Below are 18,529 nucleotides of genomic sequence, written 5' to 3' on the forward strand. Positions count from 1 at the left end.
GGGATGAGCTCGATCTTAAAGAGTTACGCCAAAGGAATCACAGAATGAAAAGCCAGAACATAGATTCAACCAAAACAATTTTCGACAGTCGCCTCACAACGCTCGAACACCTTTTAAAGATGGCTCAGACTCATTTCAGTGACGGCGAGTCGTTCCTGCAAAAGCGAATTGCAGATGATATGCTGCCGCTGAGCACCCAGATTGCCTTCAGCTGCAATCAGCCACGCAACTTTGCTCTATGGTGTGATGGCAAACCCATGGACAATCTAGATCCAGAGGTCAACTCTCTTGAGCAAGCATACGAACATATCGCCAATACCAAAGCGCTGCTTTTAAGCATTAATGCTAAAGACGCCAAGACAGAAGAGCCCGCACGTATTGAGCTAGGGCAAGGAAACTACCTTAAGCTGCCGGGTGAGTCTTACATTAGTGAGTTTCTCATGCCAAACTTTTACTTTCACCTAGTCACGGCTTATGACATTCTGCGGATGGCGGGTGTCTCTATTGGGAAACAAGACTACATGACGCATTTGGTGCCCTTCATCAAGCAGGCGTAGAAACCTTAACTAGAAAGGGATACCTTTCCTTCAACCATATCGTTTAGGTAGTGGGGGCTGGTTCTACACTGCGTAGATTCCATCGCGATCGCAATTCCTCAATGTGCATATTCTCTTCATCCTTCTTCAGATGGCGAGGACTGCCCTCAAAAGAGAGTGAAGAAGGCAGCGCATCAGCACCGTACGCCGCCCGAATAAAATCATCGATTTCGCGGTAAGCGGGGAACAGAGCATCACTGACAGGGTTAGCTTGCTTCACCAAATAATCTCGCAGCGCGGTGGAAAAGAGTCCGGTACCATCATCAAAAAAGCGCTCCGTGGTAGCGCCGTACAGCTCATAGAGATGAAAGGACAGATCCTCAGAAGCCTGACTAACGACCCAAGAAGAATAGCACCAGTATTCGCCAAAAGTGCCAAACTGATTCGCCGATCGCATCATCAGGCAGAGCCAGTGATCGTTAGCCTTGAAAAACTGATTTATGCGCTGACCAAAAGACTTTAGATGCGCCTGCTTAAACCACATGTGATGAGGAATGAAAGTGGCCATCGGGTCCGTTACAGCAGGAACGCCTAGTACTTCATTGATCCAGGTTTCCCACTTAGAGACAATGCTGGCGTTGCCCCAGCCGTTATGCTGCAGCAGCGCAAAGGTATGCTTTAGGCCGCCGCTTGCTGCCGTGGTGAAGATGGGCCAGGTAGCCACTGGCAGCAGATCGCTATCCCAAACGAGATACCACTCGCTCAAACCAGCGATCCCCTCAAACGCTCCTAACTTGAGCAGTTGCTGGTAAAACCAACCGGGGGTGTAGAGAGACTTCCCTAGGTCAAGTTCCGCACAGATAGACGCCTTCGTTAGTCCTAAAGGTTGAAAGAAGACTTCCTCTGGATGAATCTGTAGGGGTGCGATCGCCCTATCTCTAGCAATGTCTGCTAGGATATCCACCTCCTCAGCGGGGGTGATGATATGAATAGTTCGAGGAGAGTAGTGGTAAGTTAGCCCCTCCAAAACCGCACAGGTATTCCACCTGACTTTGAAAAGAGGCATAACAACGTCAAATATCTCTTGTGACATATTAAAGTCTCTACTTAAACGTCAGTAAGCAGGATTGCTCACAACCAGCCGATCGGCTAGGTCTGCGTGAAACTCTGCTTCTAGCCCTGCAGCAATACAGTCAGCCGCCGACGACGGGCAAAAGAAGACTACTGCACCCGCAAGGCAAGCTTAGACCAGGCCAACCCAACCACTAAATCGAAGGCCGATAGCAGCTTCGATAGCAAGTTCAAGGAACTGCCTACAGGTGTGTTCAATCCGCTTCGCAATCGACGACAGGGGGCCAGCCCTCTAATCGCGCCAGCGACTGCAAACTGCTGGCCTAGCTCAGGCGCATAGGCATTATTTTCAATCAGAGATAGCAGCAAGTCCTCAAAGCCAGCGCTGAGACACACGGTTTCGAGTACATGATCTAGATCTTCATCAGCCAAAAGAGTACTGTCGAAGGTATCGATAAAAGCTCGAATCGCCACCGAGATAGGCTTTGTCATGTCTTTCTTAAGAAAAGGCTACTTGATAGTGGGGAGAAGTTAAGTCCCCAGCTTAAATTTCCTGTGAGGCAGTTGCAGAGTACAGTAAGAATATAAGGAAAACATGACGAAAGAGATGACGCCGACAATACAGAAACGATACGACCAATTCTGGTGTAATTATTAGCTGGCGTATTGTTACCTGAGGTACCTAGCGCTCTCAATCTAGATAAACGGATATCGGTGGCTTGATTGCCTATATGGAAAAACGTGTCATTTAGGGGATGGCGTTTACGAGTTTTTTAGAGGAACAGCTGGTTCTGGGATATGGATAGCGATAGTTGGAGAGGCAGTATTTGCCGGACTATATTTATTAGTTTGTTTCGATGGCTAGCGTAGATAACGCTCGATAGCCCTGTCTCACGGTTAATAGACTAGGAATCAAGAGCTTCAAGCAAGCAAGGATGATTTAAAACGCACTAGTAAACGGCGCGATCACAGGGGTGGATGGAAAATGCAAAAGCAGCTAGGGCAACTACTTTTGGACAAACTGTTTTTAGACAAATTGTTAGTGACTTATGAGATTCAAGAAGGTGATTACAGTCGCTTGTTTGAGCTAATGGGAAAGTATCAGGATCGACCGATAGATTTAGCAGATGCATCACTAGCTCTAGCAACCGAACGGACAGGCGTTCGACAAATTCCAACTCTTGATTCAGGCTTTTTATTCTACCGTATTGGCAATCAAGATACCTTTGATATCATTCCAGTTCAGTAATATAAGCAATTGAATGGCCAGACAAAATGCTGCATAACGCTATGCAGGAGCGGACGGATTGAAAATCTAGACAGCAATTAAGAAATACTGGCCGCCGCTCAGATCGACGTTAGCGCGTATATTGCACAGGGCATGTTTAGAGCAGTCTAACTGACCGAAGTTACAGAAACTGTATAAGATTCTTGAATAATTTGCTAGCTCGCTTACCGCTTATTTTGCGAACTCTCTTAACAATCCCTTGGATGGCGTTTTGGCTTATATTTGCGATTATTGTTGCTCCTTTCCAGATTGCATATCATATGTCCAATTCTGGAAAGAAGTTGCGTCGGAACTTCGATCAAGGTCATGCAGACCAAAACTTTAAGCGTGCTATCTCTCTTATTGAGCTGCACAAACTTAGATTTGGTTCATATCCAGATACGCTAAATGAGTCAGCCTTTAGAAAGCATATGGGTGGGTGGGATAGTTCTATTTACCGCGCTGTCACATACTCGAAACTCGAAGACGGCTATGAACTCAACTCAAACTCCCAAGAGAATGCCCAATTAAACTATCCACAGGCTTTTTGGAGTGGATTGGGCATTATTAAAACCAATGTGAAAGGTTTTCAGAAATCTGAAGAATAGTTTCCCTAATCGACTTGCCAAACTAGAATAGAAATGGTGAGTTACAGTAAGGTAAATACTATGGCGGCACGTCAACGACGTTACAGCAAAGAAGAGTTGGCTCGGCGTGGGCTAGAACTGTACGAATCTAGCATTCGGCAGCAGGTTGAAGCTGGAAACGAAGGCAAAATTGTAGCAATCGACATCGAAACCGGAGAGTTCGAGGTCGATGAAAATGTCATACCCGCAACCAATCGCCTATTTGAGCAATATCCCAACGCTCAGCCTTGGGTGATTCGGATCGGATATCGCGCTGTTGATCACTTTGGAGCCCGGAGCCTAAAGCACAATCTATGATTTACGGGGTTGTGAATTTACGCCGCGAGGCAACGCTTCCCCTAGTGGTTGGCAATATGAATAAACAACAGCAGGTGATTGATACTGTAATCGATACCGGATTCAGTGGATTTCTTTCTTTGCCATCTTCGATCATCTCCGCCCTCGATTTACCCTGGAGTGCTTCTGACATCGTAACTTTGGGTGATGGCAGCGAAACTTTGTTTGATTTATACGCCGCAAATGTGATTTGGGACGGACAGTACCGCGAAATTTATATTGCAGAATCAGAAACGGAACCTCTGCTTGGTATGGCTCTACTCTACGGCCATAGGTTGCAGATTGATGCTATTGAGGGAGGTAGCGTGAAGATTGAAGCCTTGTAGTGTTATAGCAAAGTGCGGATGCATACTCTTCGAGAAGGCAGAGCCTACGCACTTTTTCTTGGTAGGCGTTCCCTGTCTTGGTGAGCATTCCCTAGCGCCGCAAAGCGACGCGGGGTCTCACCGCTAGCGCCGTACGACGACGCGGGTTCCTACCGCTGCTATGGCGCTTTGCGTTATAGAACAAAGGGTGTAGCCTTTCGTGGTGTAGTAAGCAAAGCGCGGAAAGCTATAGACGAAAGGAATTCGCTCTCCATAAAAGAAGTCATAGAAGATGCTACAAGTTCTTGTACTCTCTCGGCACCTTGTGGGAGCCTATCAACTCACGCTCAAGCCATACTGCCCGAAGATATCAACTGCTTGCTGAACCTGCTCAGCGGTGGGTGTAGGCGTATCCTTTAACAGATAATGGTAGCCCATCATCTCCCATTTATAAGCAGCCATTTGATGAAAAGGTAGAATGTCTACTCTCTCAACAGAGCTGAGGCTACTAGCAAACTGCGCTACGCCTGCGATATTATCAGGCGCATCGGTCAAACCCGGCACCAGCACAAAGCGAATCCACACTGGTTTGTGAATTTCGCTGAGGTATTTGGCGAAGTGTAGCGTCGGCTCAATCGACACCTGTGTCACTTGATGATACGTCTTTGGATCAAAAGACTTAATATCCAACAGAACCAGATCGGTGTGGTCTAGAACGGGCTTCGAGCGCTCAAAATCGGGATACCCCGAAGTATCTAATGCCGTATGAATGCCTTCTGCCTGACACTGCCGAAAGATCTCTCTCACAAACTCAGGCTGCAGCAGCGGCTCGCCGCCTGAAACCGTGACCCCGCCGCCGGAGTATTTCATGTATGTGCGATACTTTCTAATCTCTTGAATCAGCTCATCAACCGTCACCGCTTTGCCGCCGTGAGGGTCGCGGGTATCTGGATTGTGGCAGTACTGACATCGCAGACGACAGCCCTGAGTGAAAATCACAAACCGAATACCCGGCCCATCTACGGTGCCGCAAGTTTCAATAGAGTGAATTCGGCCTCTTTGAGGATCTAGATGAGAATCCAAATGAGAGGCAGAGTGAGAATTCAGATTAGAACCTTTCATGGAATGTCCGGCTAATCACGTCAAGCTGCTGTTCGCGGGTGAGTTTAATAAAGTTTACCGCGTAGCCAGAAACTCGAATGGTGAGCTGCGGATATTCCTCGGGGTGATCCATTGCATCCAGCAAGGTGTCGCGATTGAGCACGTTGATGTTGATATGGTGGCCAGTGTTGTGAAAGTAGCCATCTAGCAAGCCGACCAGATTGTTCACCTGATCTTCTAGCTGCTTGCCCAACGCCTGCGGCACGATTGAGAAGGTGAAAGAGATACCGTCTTGGGCATCGTCGTAGGGGAGTTTGGCAACAGATTCGCAAGCTGCAATCGCACCCTTAGTATCCCGGCCATGCATCGGGTTCGCCCCTGGCCCAAACGGCTCACCCGCCTTGCGACCATCAGGGGTATTCCCCGTCTTTTTGCCATAGACAACGTTCGAGGTGATGGTCAAAATTGACTGCGTAGGCGTAGCGTTGCGATAGGTTGGGCACTGACGAATTTTGTTCATAAAGCGCGTCACTACATCAGCCGTGATGCTATCAACGCGGTCGTCGTTGTTGCCAAACTTGGGATAGTCGCCTTCAATCTCGTAATCCACGGCTAGGCCAGCTTCATTGCGTAACACTTTGACAGTGCTGTACTTGATTGCCGAGAGCGCGTCGCCAACCACAGAAAGCCCAGCAATGCCACAGGCCATGGTACGGAATACTTCTGGATCGTGCAGCGCCATTTCTAGCCGCTCGTAGCAGTACTTATCGTGCATAAAGTGAATCACATTGAGCGTGTTCACATACAGATTGGCAAGCCAGTCAAGAGTCGGATCAAACTTGGCCATGACCTCGTCATAATCGAGGGTATCGGCGGTAATCGGCTCGGTTACCGGAGCGACCTGCTGCCCTGCTTTCTCGTCTTTGCCGCCGTTGATGGCATATAGCAAAGCCTTCGCCAGATTCACTCTAGCGCCGAAGAACTGCATCTGTTTACCGATCCGCATCGCCGACACGCAGCAGGCAATGCCATAGTCATCGCCATACAGCGGGCGCATCAGGTCGTCGTTTTCGTACTGGATAGAGCTGGTATCAATCGAGACTTGAGCGCAGAACTGCTTAAACGCTGTGGGCATTTGCTCTGACCACAGCACGGTCAGGTTGGGTTCGGGCGCTGGCCCTAGGTTGTACAGGGTTTGCAAGAAACGAAAGCTGGATTTGCTCACTAGCGGTCTGCCGTCTTCACCGACGCCGCCGATAGATTCGGTCACCCAGACCGGATCGCCAGAGAAGAGTTCGTTGTAGGCAGGCGCACGCAGGAATCGCACCATACGCAGCTTAATCACCAGATCGTCGATCAGCTCTTGCGCCGCAGATTCTGAGAGGGTGCCGTTGGCCAGATCGCGCTCAATGTAAATATCCAAGAAAGTGGACGTGCGACCGAACGACATCGCCGCGCCGTTCTGTTCTTTAATCGCACCGAGGTAGCCAAAGTATGTCCACTGGATCGCTTCTTTGGCGTTTGTGGCTGGCTGGCTGATGTCTAGGCCGTACTTGGCAGCCATTGCCTGCAGCTCTTTGAGGGCGCGAATTTGTTCATTGATTTCTTCGCGATCGCGAATCACCGCCTCAGACATTGTCGCTACGTTGGTGGCAGCCAGCGCCGCCTGCTTATCTGCCACCAGTCGCTCGATGCCATAGAGCGCCACCCGCCGGTAGTCACCAATAATGCGACCTCGGCCATAGGCATCGGGCAGGCCAGTAATGATGCCCACATGGCGAGCCATTCGCATCTCAGGCGTATAGGCATCAAACACACCGTCGTTGTGCGTTTTACGATACTTAGTAAAAATCTCGTGTAGGGCTGGATCAATCTCATAACCGTAGGCTTCAAGAGACTTTTCTGCCACGCGAATACCGCCCAAGGGCATGAGTGCTCGCTTTAACGGCTGGTCTGTTTGCAGTCCCACAATTTCTTCCAAGCCCGCATCAACATAGCCGGCTGCGTGCGCCGTAATGCCTGTAGGCACCGCCGTATCAGTGTCTAAAATGCCCTGCTCGCGCTCTTGCTTCATCAGCACCGAAACCTGCGCCCAAAGCTGTTGGGTGCGAGGGGTCGCGTCGGTCAGAAACGTGCGATCGCCCGTATACGGACGGTAGTTACGCTGAATAAAATCGCACACGTCAATCTGTTCGCTCCAGCGACCTGCGGCAAAATCCATCCATGCCTGCTGGCCGATTTTCTCTTGTTTTGAAGCCGATGACCTTAAAGGAGTAGCAACCATAAAACACCTACCTAATTAGTAATTTCCAATGAACCTGTCTCTTCAATTGTTCGAGCCGCTTGTGTCGAAGCTATTGTTGTTGAAGTCATCATTCAAGCCACTCATTCAAACTACTCATTCAAACCACTGTTTAAGCAACGAGCTAAACAACAGTTTCTGCCTCCGATTCAGGCTTAGACTCTGGCTTAGATTCTGGCCGAGAGCCCGAGACGTCAGCCATTTCTCTAAGACGCTCCGAGAGGCCACCGACTACCAAAGGCGAATCTCCTTTGTATGCCTGTATGATAATTTGCTTGAGATCGCCGATTAGGGGATAGCGAGGATTTGCCGAAGTACACTGATCATCGAAGGCATGATCGGCCAGGCTATCTACCTCAGCATAGAATTCGTCTGCCGGAATCGACAGCGCATCGGCAAGTGCGGTCGGAATATCCACCTGTGCCTTGAGCTGTTCAATCGCACCGATCAGGCGATTTACTTTCTCATCGTCGGTAGTCCCCCCTAGGTGCAGATGATCGGCAACCTGCGCGTAGCGCCACTTTGCATTCGGATACTTGTACTGCGAAAAGGTAGCCTGCTTGAACGGTGCATCGGTGGCGTTATAGCGAATAACATGAGAAATCATCAGGGCGTTGGCCAGTCCGTGGGGAATGTGGAAAGTCGCCCCTAGCTGATGTGCCATCGAATGACAAATGCCCAAAAATCCGTTGGCAAAAGCCAGTCCAGCAATCGTCGAAGCGTAATGCATTTTCTCTCTGGCTTCTGGATCATTAGCTCCGTTGCTGTAGGCCCGAGGCAAATACTTGAATATCAGCTGAATCGCCTCTAGCGCTAGGCCATTAGTAAATTCAGAGGCCATCACAGAAGCGTAGGCTTCCAAGGCATGGGTCAGGGCATCGACGCCGCCAAATGCCGTCAGCGACTTTGGCAAGTTCAGCACCAGATTAGGATCGACAATTGCCATCGTTGGCGTTAGCGCGTAGTCGGCCAGCGGATATTTAATCCCAGTTTTGTGGTCAGTAACAACCGCGAATGGGGTTACCTCCGAGCCAGTGCCAGAGGTCGTCGGCACCGCGACCAAAATAGCCTTTTCGCCCAGCGGCGGCAGCTCGTACACCCGCTTGCGAATGTCCATAAACCGCATCGCCAGTCCATCAAAGGCAATATCAGGATGCTCGTACATCAGCCACATGACTTTGGCTGCATCCATCGGCGAACCGCCCCCGATCGCAACAATCACATCAGGGTTGAACTGCTGCATCAGCGCCACCCCTCGCTCTACTGTCTCCAAAGAAGGATCGGGCTCAACGTCATAGAAGATTTGGCTCTTTACCCCAATACTGCTCAAGGTGTCTTCGACCAGCGTGGTCATGCCCAGATCGTAGAGCGGTTTGTCAGTGACAATAAAAGCGCGTTCGCGATCGCTCAGCTCACTTAGAGCCACAGGCAGCGCCCCTGATTTAAAGTAAATCTTTGGCGGTATCCGAAACCACAGCATATTCTCTCGCCGCTCGGCCACCGTTTTCACATTTAGCAGATGACGCGGCTCCACGTTGGCACTGAGTGAATTGCCGCCCCAGCTACCACAGCCCAAAGTCAAAGAGGGATCTAGCCGGAAGTTATAAAGATCGCCAATCGCCCCTTGGGAAGCGGGCGTGTTGATGAGCACGCGGCTAGTTTCAACCAGTGATTCAAACTGTTGAATGTGGTCAGCATTATCTGGCTTGGTATAGAGCACTGCCGTATGGCCTCTGCCCGCAAAAGTCACCAGCTTTTGAACCTTATCTAGGCCATCGGCAAAGTCCTTAGCCCGATACATTGCCAAAATGGGCGTGAGCTTTTCATAAGAAAGTGGTTCGTCTGGGCCAATCTCTTCGATCTCAGCGATTAATACCCGAGTATTTCGAGGAACCGTAATGCCTACCATGTCCGCTAGCTTAGCGACTGGCTGACCAACAATTTCTGGATTCAAGCGACCATTCAACAGAATCTTGTCGGCTAGGCGCGCTTGTTCTTCTGGCGTTGTAAAGTAAGCGCCGCGACTCAAAAACTCTTCTTTGGTGCGTTCATACACACTCTCCTCAGCAATCACAGACTGCTCGCTGGCACAGATCATGCCATTGTCGAAGGTTTTGCTGAGCAGAATCGAAGAGATTGCCGTCTTCAGATCGGCGCTAGCATCAATTAGCGCTGGCGTATTCCCTGCGCCCACACCCAGCGAAGGATGCCCTGACGAATAAGCGGCTTTGACCATGCTCGGCCCACCCGTAGCCAGCACCAGGCTGACTGCCTCGTGGCTCATCAAGCGCTGAGAAAGATCGATCGAAGGCTGATCAATCCAGCCGATAATGTTAGGAGGCGCACCTGCTTTGACCGCCGCCTCCAAAACGGTGCGAGCAGCAGCGATAGTGCAAAGCCTTGCCCTTGGATGCGGGGAGAGAATAATGGCATTGCGAGTTTTGAGTGCAATTAGAGTTTTGAAAACAGCGGTAGAAGTGGGATTGGTGACGGGGACAATCCCGGCCAAAATTCCCATGGGCTCCGCAATCTTTTGGATGCCAAAGGTCGGATCGGCCTCGATAATGCCGCAGGTTTTTTCGTGCTTGTATTTGTTGTAAATGATTTCAGAAGCAAAGTGATTTTTGATCACCTTGTCTTCGATGACGCCCATTCCCGTTTCTGTAACCGCCTGCTTCGCTAGCGGCAGCCGAGCCGTATTCGCCGCTAGCGCCGCCATCTTAAAGATATGATCGACCTGCTCTTGAGAATAGTTGGCGTATTCGGTCTGGGCTACTTTAACCGATGCAATGAGCGCCTCTAATGTATCAGCGCTGTTGACTTCAGCTGCAGTTGACGCAACAGGTTGAGTGTTAGAAAGAGTCATATTCATAGCCTCGGCTTAAGGTGTGGCATCATCATGGCTGCGACCAGCTGGAATGCATGGAAACAATCTTTTACAGGCAGTACGGATACGAGATACATACGCAGCCCTCTACACGCAGCAATAAACAAGGGCACCGTACAAAGGGGCTACTGCTATTTTTACTAAACGTAGCTGAGTAAGTTTGTGTATAAAGCCATCCGTGCTATGGAGATTACACAGATAGTTGAACAATCGTTCAAATGATTAAACCAGTGTTTATCGCTCTTCGTAGCCCCTTCTGTACGGCGCACTCTGTACAGCACACTCTGTACAGCGCTTAGAGCAGACAGTTTAGATAGTGACAGCCAGCATCGATAGGGCTGTTACCTAGCAGTGCCACCTGGCATTCTTCTTTCTGTCGTTCAGCAGCTTTTTGTCTAGTAGCTGGTGTGCTGTATATGTTCAAGCGTAGTCTACTCAAGAGAGTTTGGATCGTAATGTCATCAAAAACAAATCTCAATATAGTTTGCTTCCGCTACTATGGGCTTGGTCTTTGACCAGCCTAGTGCTTATTTCTTCGATTGTTCATTGGGTTGATCCGGCAAAAACAATAGATACCTCTCTTTTCCTTTTGTGAATTCTCGTGGAGCTTCACAAAAGGAAAAGTAGGAGCAAAAAAAGAAAGCCGAAAGAGCCTGATAAGAAAGACCTGGTAAAAAGACTGGAGAGCTTTTGCGACTATTCACCTAGATACCATTTTTGTGCAACAGCTGTTTGTTGACTTTTCGTTTATCCATAAGCTTCCTTTGCCTCTTTACTAGGATAGGTCACGGTTAATCTTACTTTTTCTACAGCTTAAAGATATTTAGTCATTGCTAAATATCTATGTTAAACATCTACTTGAGCGAAATGAACTGCTTGATACAGTTCAACCAATAGAATCAACCAATAGAAAAGATAGAGCATGAAAAAGATAGAGATTCCTCTATCTTGCTAGAAATTCTATCTTGCCAGAAATACATCTCGCTAAAAATTTGCTAGAACCTGTTTGTTTGCCGATAGTTTGTCTGCTGAGCTCTTTATTTGCGAACACTTATCTCTGCGAATACTTTGTTTTCTGACAACAGGCTCAGTAAGTATCTTGCTTGTCAACGTTTACCTGTAAAAATTTTCCTCGATTGGGACGAAGCCAATGACCTCTGTAATGCCTTTACGTTCTGATCCGGCCCATGACGTGCTGCGTACCCGTCGCCAGCCACTAGATGTTTTTTTCAATCCTCAGGCGATCGCACTAATAGGCGCAACCGACAAACCGACTAGCGTCGGACGGCGGCTGCTGTGGAACCTGATTCGCAACCCCTTTGGTGGAACGGTCTATCCAGTCAATCCTAAGCGTTCTAGCGTATTGGGTATCAAGGCCTATGCCCATCTGCTAGACATTCCAGAGTCGGTCGATTTGGCGGTCATTGCGATTCCTGCACCGGCTGTGCCAGGAGCCATTCGCGACTGCGTAGCGGCGGGGGTGAAAGGCGCGATTGTGATTTCATCTGGGTTTAGAGAAGTCGGCGCGGCGGGGATCGCCCTAGAACAAGAGATTTCGGACTTGCTACGTGAGTCTGGGCTGCGGCTGATTGGCCCGAACTGTCTGGGCGTGATGAACCCTCATACCGGATTTAATGGCACGTTTGCTAGTGCGATCGCCCGTCCGGGCAATGTCGGCTTTATCAGCCAAAGCGGTGCCCTTTGCACCTCAATCTTGGACTGGAGCTTTAGAGAGAATGTTGGATTTAGCGCCTTCGTCTCGGTGGGATCAATGCTGGACGTGGGCTGGGGCGATCTGATCAACTATTTAGGAGACGATCCAAAGACCGCCAGCATTGTGATTTATATGGAATCTATTGGCAATGCCCGCGCGTTTTTATCGGCAGCTAGAGAAGTCGCCTTCACCAAGCCAATTATCGTAATCAAAGCGGGCCGCACGCAGGCCGCAGCGGCGGCAGCAGCTTCACATACAGGCGCGCTCACCGGTAGCGATGAGGTTCTAGACGCAGCTTTTCGGCGCTGCGGTGTCTTGCGGGTAGACACCATTGACGATCTATTTAATCTCTCTGAAATTTTGGCCAAGCAGCCTCGGCCCAAGGGCAATCGGCTCACCATCGTCACCAATGCAGGGGGCCCCGGCGTTCTCGCGACCGACTCGCTGATTCGCAATGGCGGCGAGCTGGCGGTGCTCTCACCCCAAACCAAAGCAGCTCTAGATGCCTGCCTGCCAGCGCAGTGGAGCCATCACAATCCGATTGATATCCTGGGCGACGCTACTCCAGAGCGCTATCAGCAGGCGCTAGAAGTCGTGGCCAAAGACCCCAACAGCGATGGCCTGCTGGTAGTGCTAACGCCGCAGGCAATGACCGATCCGCAGCGGACGGCTGAAAAGATTCAGTCGCTGCGTCCGGCGGACGGCGGGCCAATGCTGGCAACTTGGATGGGGCAAGAGACGGTGCAGCCCGGTGAAGATCTGCTCAACGAAGCTGGCATTTTTACGCTGGCCTATCCCGATACGGCAGCGCGGGTGTTTACCCAGATGTGGCGCTACTATCGCAATTTACGCAGCCTTTACGAGACGCCAGCCTTTGCCGAAGAAATTGCCCAGATAGACGTCGCTAAAACCCTGATTGAGCGAGTTCGCGCTGACGGCAGAACGCTAATGACAGAGCTAGAGTCTCAGATGGTGCTTTCAGCCTATGGCATTCCGACGGTGGTTAGCCAAACGGCAGTGACCGCAGACGCCGCTGTGGAATGCGCCCAGACCATCGGCTATCCGGTGGTGGTCAAGCTGTGGTCACAAACCATCACTCACAAGACCGATGTGGGGGGGGTCTATCTGAATTTGACTAACGACCAGGCCGTGTACTCGGCGTTTGAGGCGATTCAGCAGGCTGTCGCCTCGATCACTACAGAGCGAGGGGCTTTCTTGGGCGTAACGGTGCAGCCGATGGTGCCTACAGACGGCTACGAGCTGATTCTAGGCAGCAGCGTCGATCCTCAGTTTGGCCCGGTGCTGTTATTTGGCCTCGGCGGTGAGCTAGTAGAAGTGTTTCAAGATCGGGCGCTCGGACTGCCGCCACTGAATACGACTCTGGCGCGGCGGATGATGGAACAGACCAAAATATACAAGGCGCTAAAGGGCGTTCGCGGTCGCAGCGCGGTTGATCTAAAGCGGCTAGAGCAGCTGCTGGTTCGGTTTAGTCGGCTGGTGATTGAACAACCTTGGATTAAAGAGATCGACATTAATCCCCTACGGGTGACACCCGCAAAGGGTACAAATAACCGCCACTGTGCGATCGCACTCGACGCTCGAATTATCTTGCATCCGGCGGATACTCCCCCAGAGGATTTGCCCAAGCCCGCCATTCGCCCCTATCCCCACCAGTACGAAGCCCAGTGGACGCTCAAAACAGGAGAATCTGTACTGATTCGCCCGATCGAACCTGAAGATGAACCGTTGATTGTGACATTTCACCAAACCCTTTCTGATGAAAGTGTATACATGCGCTATGCCCACATGTTCAAGCTCAGCGGACGGACGGCTCACGAGCGACTGACGCGCATTTGTTTTATAGACTACGACCACGAGATCGCATTAGTGGTAGAAGCAAATGCAGGAGACGAGCGAGCAATCCTAGGAGTAGGACGGCTCAGCCAGTTTCCTGGCACTCGGACGGTCGAGCTGTCGATGCTAGTAAGCGATCGCCATCAGCATCAGGGTATTGGCAGCCAGCTGATGAAGATGTTAATCACGGTGGCAAAACAAGAACGTATCGATCAGATCGTGGCCGAAATTTTGCCAGAAAACATCCAGATGCAACAGCTTTGTCGGCGGCATGGCTTTGCGATCGCGCGTCGCCAGCTAGGGAGATATGGTCACAGCGACCCTAGATCTGCCCTCACAATCCGCCCTTTGAACCGGCTGTACAAACTCGCAAACCTAGCTGCCAGTGCCTTCAAAACTACGTCAAGCCTATCTGTGAACCGCATCCTAATTCTTGAAAACGCCTCGTATGCCCTATTCCAACTTGATTTCAGAACAGCCCCCCCAAACCGCATTGAACCGATTGACCGTTCAGCCTGGGGACAGTTTTCCTTTGGGTGCCACAGTCCGAGAAAATGGCGTGAACTTTTGCCTTTATGCCAAAGACGCTACTGCTGTAGAGCTGTTGCTGTTTGACTCACCGGAGTCTGCTTGGCCCGACAAAACACTATGGCTAGACCCTGAGAAAAACAAAACGTTTCAGTACTGGCACATCTTTATAGAAGGACTGGCAGCTAATCAAATATATGCCTATCGGGTCGATGGCCCCTATGCGCCCAAGCAGGGACTGCGGTTCAACCGGAACAAGGTATTAATCGATCCCTATGCTCGCTTAGTGGTCGGCTGGCCGGCCTACTCTCGTCAGGCAGCTAGCACCCCCTTTGATAACTGCCCGCAGGCACTCAGAGGCGTCGTTATTGACCCTCAGCAGTATGATTGGGAGAACGATTTGCACCCCCAAACGTCCTATGCCGACACGGTCATCTATGAGCTGCACGTTGGCGGGTTCACTCAGCATCCCAATTCAGAATTGCCGATCGAAACCAGGGGCACCTACGCGGGCCTGATCGAAAAGATCCCCTATCTACAGTCATTAGGCGTTACGGCGGTAGAGCTGATGCCAATACAGCAGTTTGACGACAGCGATGCCCCCGGTGACAGAGAGAACTACTGGGGCTATAGTTCGGTTGCCTTTTTTGCGCCGCACTGGGGCTATAGCGCCAATAAAACTGGCCTAGGACCGGTGGATGAGTTTCGAGATATGGTCAAAGCTTTGCACAAAGCGGGCATTGAGGTGATTTTAGATGTGGTGTTCAATCACACGGCTGAGGGAAATCACGAGGGGCCAACGCTGTCATTTCGAGGGCTGAGCAATGAGTCTTACTACATCCTCGAAGACGATAAAGCCCATTACAAAAACTACAGCGGCTGCGGCAACACGCTCAAGACCAGCACGATCAGCAGCTATCTGATTCTTGACTGTCTGCGCTACTGGGTTTTGGAAATGCATGTAGATGGGTTTCGATTTGACTTGGCGTCGGTGCTCTCTCGCGGGATCACGGGCGAACCCTTAGAGATACCACCGATTCTGTGGCTAATTAATACCGATCCGGCGCTAGCCGGTATCAAGATTATTGCGGAGGCATGGGATGCCGCTGGGCTCTACCAGGTCGGACGCTTCGCCGGAGAGCGCTTTGCTGAGTGGAACGGCCCCTATCGAGATGAAGTGCGGCGATTTGTCCGCAGCGATCGCGGTCTATGTGGTGCGATCGCCCATCGGATTATGGGCAGCCCGGATCTCTATCCTCATCTCAACCGGGGACCGAACTACAGCATCAACTTTGTCACCTGCCACGACGGCTTTACCCTCCACGATCTCGTCAGCTACAACCACAAGCACAATGAGGCCAACGGTGAAGATAGCCGTGATGGTGCCAATGACAACTGGAGCTGGAACTGTGGCGTAGAAGGCCCAACCGATGATCCGAGCGTTCAGGCCCTACGAAGACAGCAGGCCAAAAATATGTTTGTGCTGTGGGCAATGTCTCAAGGAACGCCGATGATGCTGATGGGTGATGAAGTGTTGCGATCGCAGCATGGCAACAACAACGCCTACTGCCAGAACAATACGCTGAGCTGGTTCGACTGGGATGATGTCTCCACCCAGCAAGATTTTCTCCGATTCGTGCAGCAGCTCGTTAATCTAATTCAAACCTTGCACCTCTTCAAACATGACGAACAGCTGATTGTCACGGACTTTGATCCTCAAGAAGACAGGCTAGAACCGCTAATTAGCTGGCACGGCATCACCCTAGGCCAGCCTGACTGGTCAGAAGATTCTCGCAGTCTGTCCTTTACCCTGCGCTACCGACAGTACGGCGAGCTGCTGCACGTTATCTTTAATGCCTATTGGGAGCCGCTCACCTTTGAGCTGCCACCACTGACGCCGCCAGCTCACTCTAAGCCAGCTCACTGGCAGCGAATTATCGATACCGCCTTAGCTGCCCCGCAAGACTTTTGTCCCATAGAACAGGCTCCCAAGGTTGAACAATCCTTCTATTCAGTCGCTGCTCGCTCTGCGGTCGTCTTAATTACCAACAGTTGGTAACCCAAACCACAGAACATAAAGCCAACCAGCAACTAACCTACCGAGAAGTTACGATTAGTCTTCACTCATCAAGAACACTTTATGGACGTTAAAAAACCAGAATTCGGCATTCAAGACCACTCTCTTGTCGAAGTCGCCACCGCCCTTCACTGCTACTCTCGCGATATGCAGTCCTACTACAAAATGGCCCAGGGCTACTTGCTCGGTCAGCTCGATGAAGCGACTGACGAAGCTGAGCTATCTGCTATCAAAACAGACCTGAGAACCATCAACCAAAAGATGGAATACTTCCACGTCCTCAACAATGCCACTTCGATTGTCGATACCTTGATGCACAGTGCCATCATGAGCGAAGAACTAAATCTAGCCAAGCTAAGCGCCAGCGCTGAGAAAGTATGAACGGCTTACGTCTCTTGCATCCTCGTACGAAGATCGTGGCGACAATTGGACCTGCTAGCCGCTCGCCAGATGTGATTAGGCAGATGATGCAAGCAGGGATGAACGTGGCTCGGCTGAATTTCTCTCATGGTTCTTATGAAGATCACGCCCAGCAAATCCGGCAGCTTCGAGCAGTTTCTCATGAGCTACAGCGCCCGCTGACTCTGTTACAAGATTTGCAAGGGCCAAAGATCCGGGTCGGTCAACTGCCAGGTGAAGGACTACCCCTTGCCGCCGGAGACTGGCTCAGGCTAGTACCTATAGGAGAAGCGCCAGGAGAAGCGCCAGGAGAAGTGTCTCAGCAAGCCAATCAATCCTCAAAGACAGTGGAAATAGACTATCCTCACCTGGCTACAGACGCTGAAATAGGGACGCCCGTGCTTTTAGACGATGGGTTGCTAGAGCTACGGATAGAAGCCGTAGAGGGCACAGCGGTGCGCGCCCAAGTAGTGACTGGCGGCCTGCTAAAAAGCCGAAAAGGGGTGAACCTGCCGACGCTAAATCTGCAAATGCCTTCTATCACTGAAAAAGACAAGCAGGATCTAGTCTTCGGTGCTCAGCAGGGTGTAGATGTTGTTTCCCTAAGCTTTGTGCGGCAGGCTGAGGATGTGCAGGTCTTGAAAAAGCTGCTGGCACAGCACAGCCCTCATCAGAGTGTAAACGTTTCGGTGCTGGCAAAATTAGAAAAACCGCAGGCCATTGAAAACCTAGAAGCGATTGTCAACGAATGCGACGCCATCATGGTGGCTAGAGGCGATCTAGGCGTAGAAATGCGGCCCGAAAAAGTCCCCTTGATCCAAAAGAGAATTATTCGTCTGTGTAATCAAAAAGGCATTCCGGTGATTACCGCAACGCAAATGCTAGAAAGTATGACCCATAGCCCTAGGCCAACTAGAGCCGAAGCTAGTGACGTGGCTAACGCCATTATCGACGGGACAGACGCCGTCATGCTTTCAGGCGAATCAGCCGTGGGTCAGTATCCGGTAGAAGCCGTAGGGATGCTATCGCGAATTGCCAGTGATGTTGAACCGGAAATTGAGTATACCAACTTTCCTCCCTCTACCATTGACGATCCTCACGCGATTAGCGAGGCACTCAATGCAATTGATCGGGTTCTAGATTTGCGCTGCATTGTCACCTTTACAGAGACTGGACACACAGCCCGCCTCGCCGCCGCCGAGCGCCCTAGAGCGCCCATCGTAGCCCTAACTGCGAATCCCAAAGTCTACCACCAGCTCAATCTTGTGTGGGGTATTAGGCCGGTGCTGCTAGAGCAGCTAGACGGATCTTTAGAAGTCTTGTTTCAACAGATGGAAGATTGCCTGCTAGAGAGGCAGTTTGCCCAACCTGAAGATAAGGTGTTGCTGCTAGGAGGACTGCCAATCAAGGTAGCAGGCTCTACTAACTTTCTCAAAATCCATACGATTGGTCACCACCCAATCGACTAGCGCTAAACCGAGCGCGGGTAAAGCAGTTGCTTCTCT

14 protein-coding genes are annotated in these 18,529 nt (G+C 50.7%); 9 read left to right on the forward strand and 5 right to left on the reverse strand.

Annotation, left to right across the window (positions count from 1 at the left end):
* Nucleotides 1-44: 44 nt before the first annotated feature.
* Nucleotides 45-557, forward strand: a complete 513-nt coding sequence (locus IQ256_RS02350; protein WP_193853887.1) for a DUF1993 domain-containing protein — start codon at nucleotides 45-47, stop codon at nucleotides 555-557.
* Between the two features lie 43 nt (nucleotides 558-600).
* On the opposite strand, the gene IQ256_RS02355 is transcribed toward IQ256_RS02350, so the two are convergent.
* Nucleotides 601-1,629, reverse strand: a complete 1,029-nt coding sequence (locus IQ256_RS02355; protein WP_193853888.1) for a DUF6492 family protein — start codon at nucleotides 1,627-1,629, stop codon at nucleotides 601-603.
* A gap of 128 nt (nucleotides 1,630-1,757) precedes the next feature.
* Entirely contained in the window at nucleotides 1,758-2,099 is a 342-nt protein-coding gene (locus IQ256_RS02360; protein ID WP_193853889.1) for a hypothetical protein, read from the reverse strand.
* Between the two features lie 493 nt (nucleotides 2,100-2,592).
* On the opposite strand from IQ256_RS02360, the gene IQ256_RS02365 reads away from it, so the two are divergent.
* The 4 genes from IQ256_RS02365 (at nucleotide 2,593) to IQ256_RS02380 (ending at nucleotide 4,183) form a co-directional block, all read left to right on the forward strand.
* Entirely contained in the window at nucleotides 2,593-2,856 is a 264-nt protein-coding gene (locus tag IQ256_RS02365; RefSeq protein ID WP_193853890.1) for a hypothetical protein, read from the forward strand.
* A 242-nt stretch (nucleotides 2,857-3,098) separates the two neighbouring features.
* On the forward strand, nucleotides 3,099-3,482 hold the full coding sequence (locus tag IQ256_RS02370; protein ID WP_228024498.1) for a hypothetical protein: 384 nt from the start codon (nucleotides 3,099-3,101) through the stop codon (nucleotides 3,480-3,482).
* A 60-nt stretch (nucleotides 3,483-3,542) separates the two neighbouring features.
* The gene (locus tag IQ256_RS02375; protein ID WP_193853891.1) at nucleotides 3,543-3,818 is read left to right on the forward strand and encodes a hypothetical protein; all 276 of its coding nucleotides are present in this window, start codon (nucleotides 3,543-3,545) and stop codon (nucleotides 3,816-3,818) included.
* Entirely contained in the window at nucleotides 3,815-4,183 is a 369-nt protein-coding gene (locus tag IQ256_RS02380; protein ID WP_193853892.1) for a clan AA aspartic protease, read from the forward strand. The genes IQ256_RS02375 and IQ256_RS02380 overlap by 4 nt, the downstream gene beginning before the upstream one ends.
* Before the next feature lie 315 nt (nucleotides 4,184-4,498).
* Here IQ256_RS02380 and pflA read toward each other — a convergent pair whose 3' ends face one another.
* The 3 genes from pflA to adhE form a co-directional block, all read right to left on the reverse strand.
* Complete coding sequence (pflA, locus tag IQ256_RS02385) at nucleotides 4,499-5,284, reverse strand: pyruvate formate-lyase-activating protein (RefSeq protein WP_193853894.1); 786 nt, start codon at nucleotides 5,282-5,284, stop codon at nucleotides 4,499-4,501.
* A complete protein-coding gene (gene pflB, locus IQ256_RS02390) occupies nucleotides 5,271-7,547 on the reverse strand; it encodes a formate C-acetyltransferase (protein ID WP_193853897.1) in 2,277 nt (758 codons plus the stop codon). The genes pflA and pflB overlap by 14 nt, the downstream gene beginning before the upstream one ends.
* 142 nt (nucleotides 7,548-7,689) lie before the next feature.
* Complete coding sequence (gene adhE, locus IQ256_RS02395) at nucleotides 7,690-10,431, reverse strand: bifunctional acetaldehyde-CoA/alcohol dehydrogenase (protein ID WP_370623328.1); 2,742 nt, start codon at nucleotides 10,429-10,431, stop codon at nucleotides 7,690-7,692.
* Between the two features lie 1,183 nt (nucleotides 10,432-11,614).
* Here adhE and IQ256_RS02400 point away from each other — a divergent pair.
* From IQ256_RS02400 to pyk, 4 genes are all read left to right on the forward strand, one after another.
* Nucleotides 11,615-14,635 carry a bifunctional acetate--CoA ligase family protein/GNAT family N-acetyltransferase gene (locus tag IQ256_RS02400; protein WP_228024500.1) on the forward strand — a complete coding sequence of 1,007 codons (3,021 nt, stop codon included), beginning with the start codon at nucleotides 11,615-11,617 and terminating at the stop codon, nucleotides 14,633-14,635.
* Complete coding sequence (gene glgX, locus IQ256_RS02405) at nucleotides 14,553-16,607, forward strand: glycogen debranching protein GlgX (RefSeq protein WP_228024501.1); 2,055 nt, start codon at nucleotides 14,553-14,555, stop codon at nucleotides 16,605-16,607. The genes IQ256_RS02400 and glgX overlap by 83 nt, the downstream gene beginning before the upstream one ends.
* A gap of 81 nt (nucleotides 16,608-16,688) precedes the next feature.
* On the forward strand, nucleotides 16,689-17,006 hold the full coding sequence (locus IQ256_RS02410) for a hypothetical protein (RefSeq protein WP_193853901.1): 318 nt from the start codon (nucleotides 16,689-16,691) through the stop codon (nucleotides 17,004-17,006).
* Nucleotides 17,003-18,493, forward strand: a complete 1,491-nt coding sequence (pyk, locus tag IQ256_RS02415) for a pyruvate kinase (protein WP_193853902.1) — start codon at nucleotides 17,003-17,005, stop codon at nucleotides 18,491-18,493. Before IQ256_RS02410 ends, pyk begins: the two co-directional genes overlap by 4 nt.
* Nucleotides 18,494-18,529: the final 36 nt, after the last annotated feature.

It is taken from the genome of cf. Phormidesmis sp. LEGE 11477 (assembly GCF_015207105.1).
GTDB lineage: Bacteria > Cyanobacteriota > Cyanobacteriia > Phormidesmidales > Phormidesmidaceae > Phormidesmis.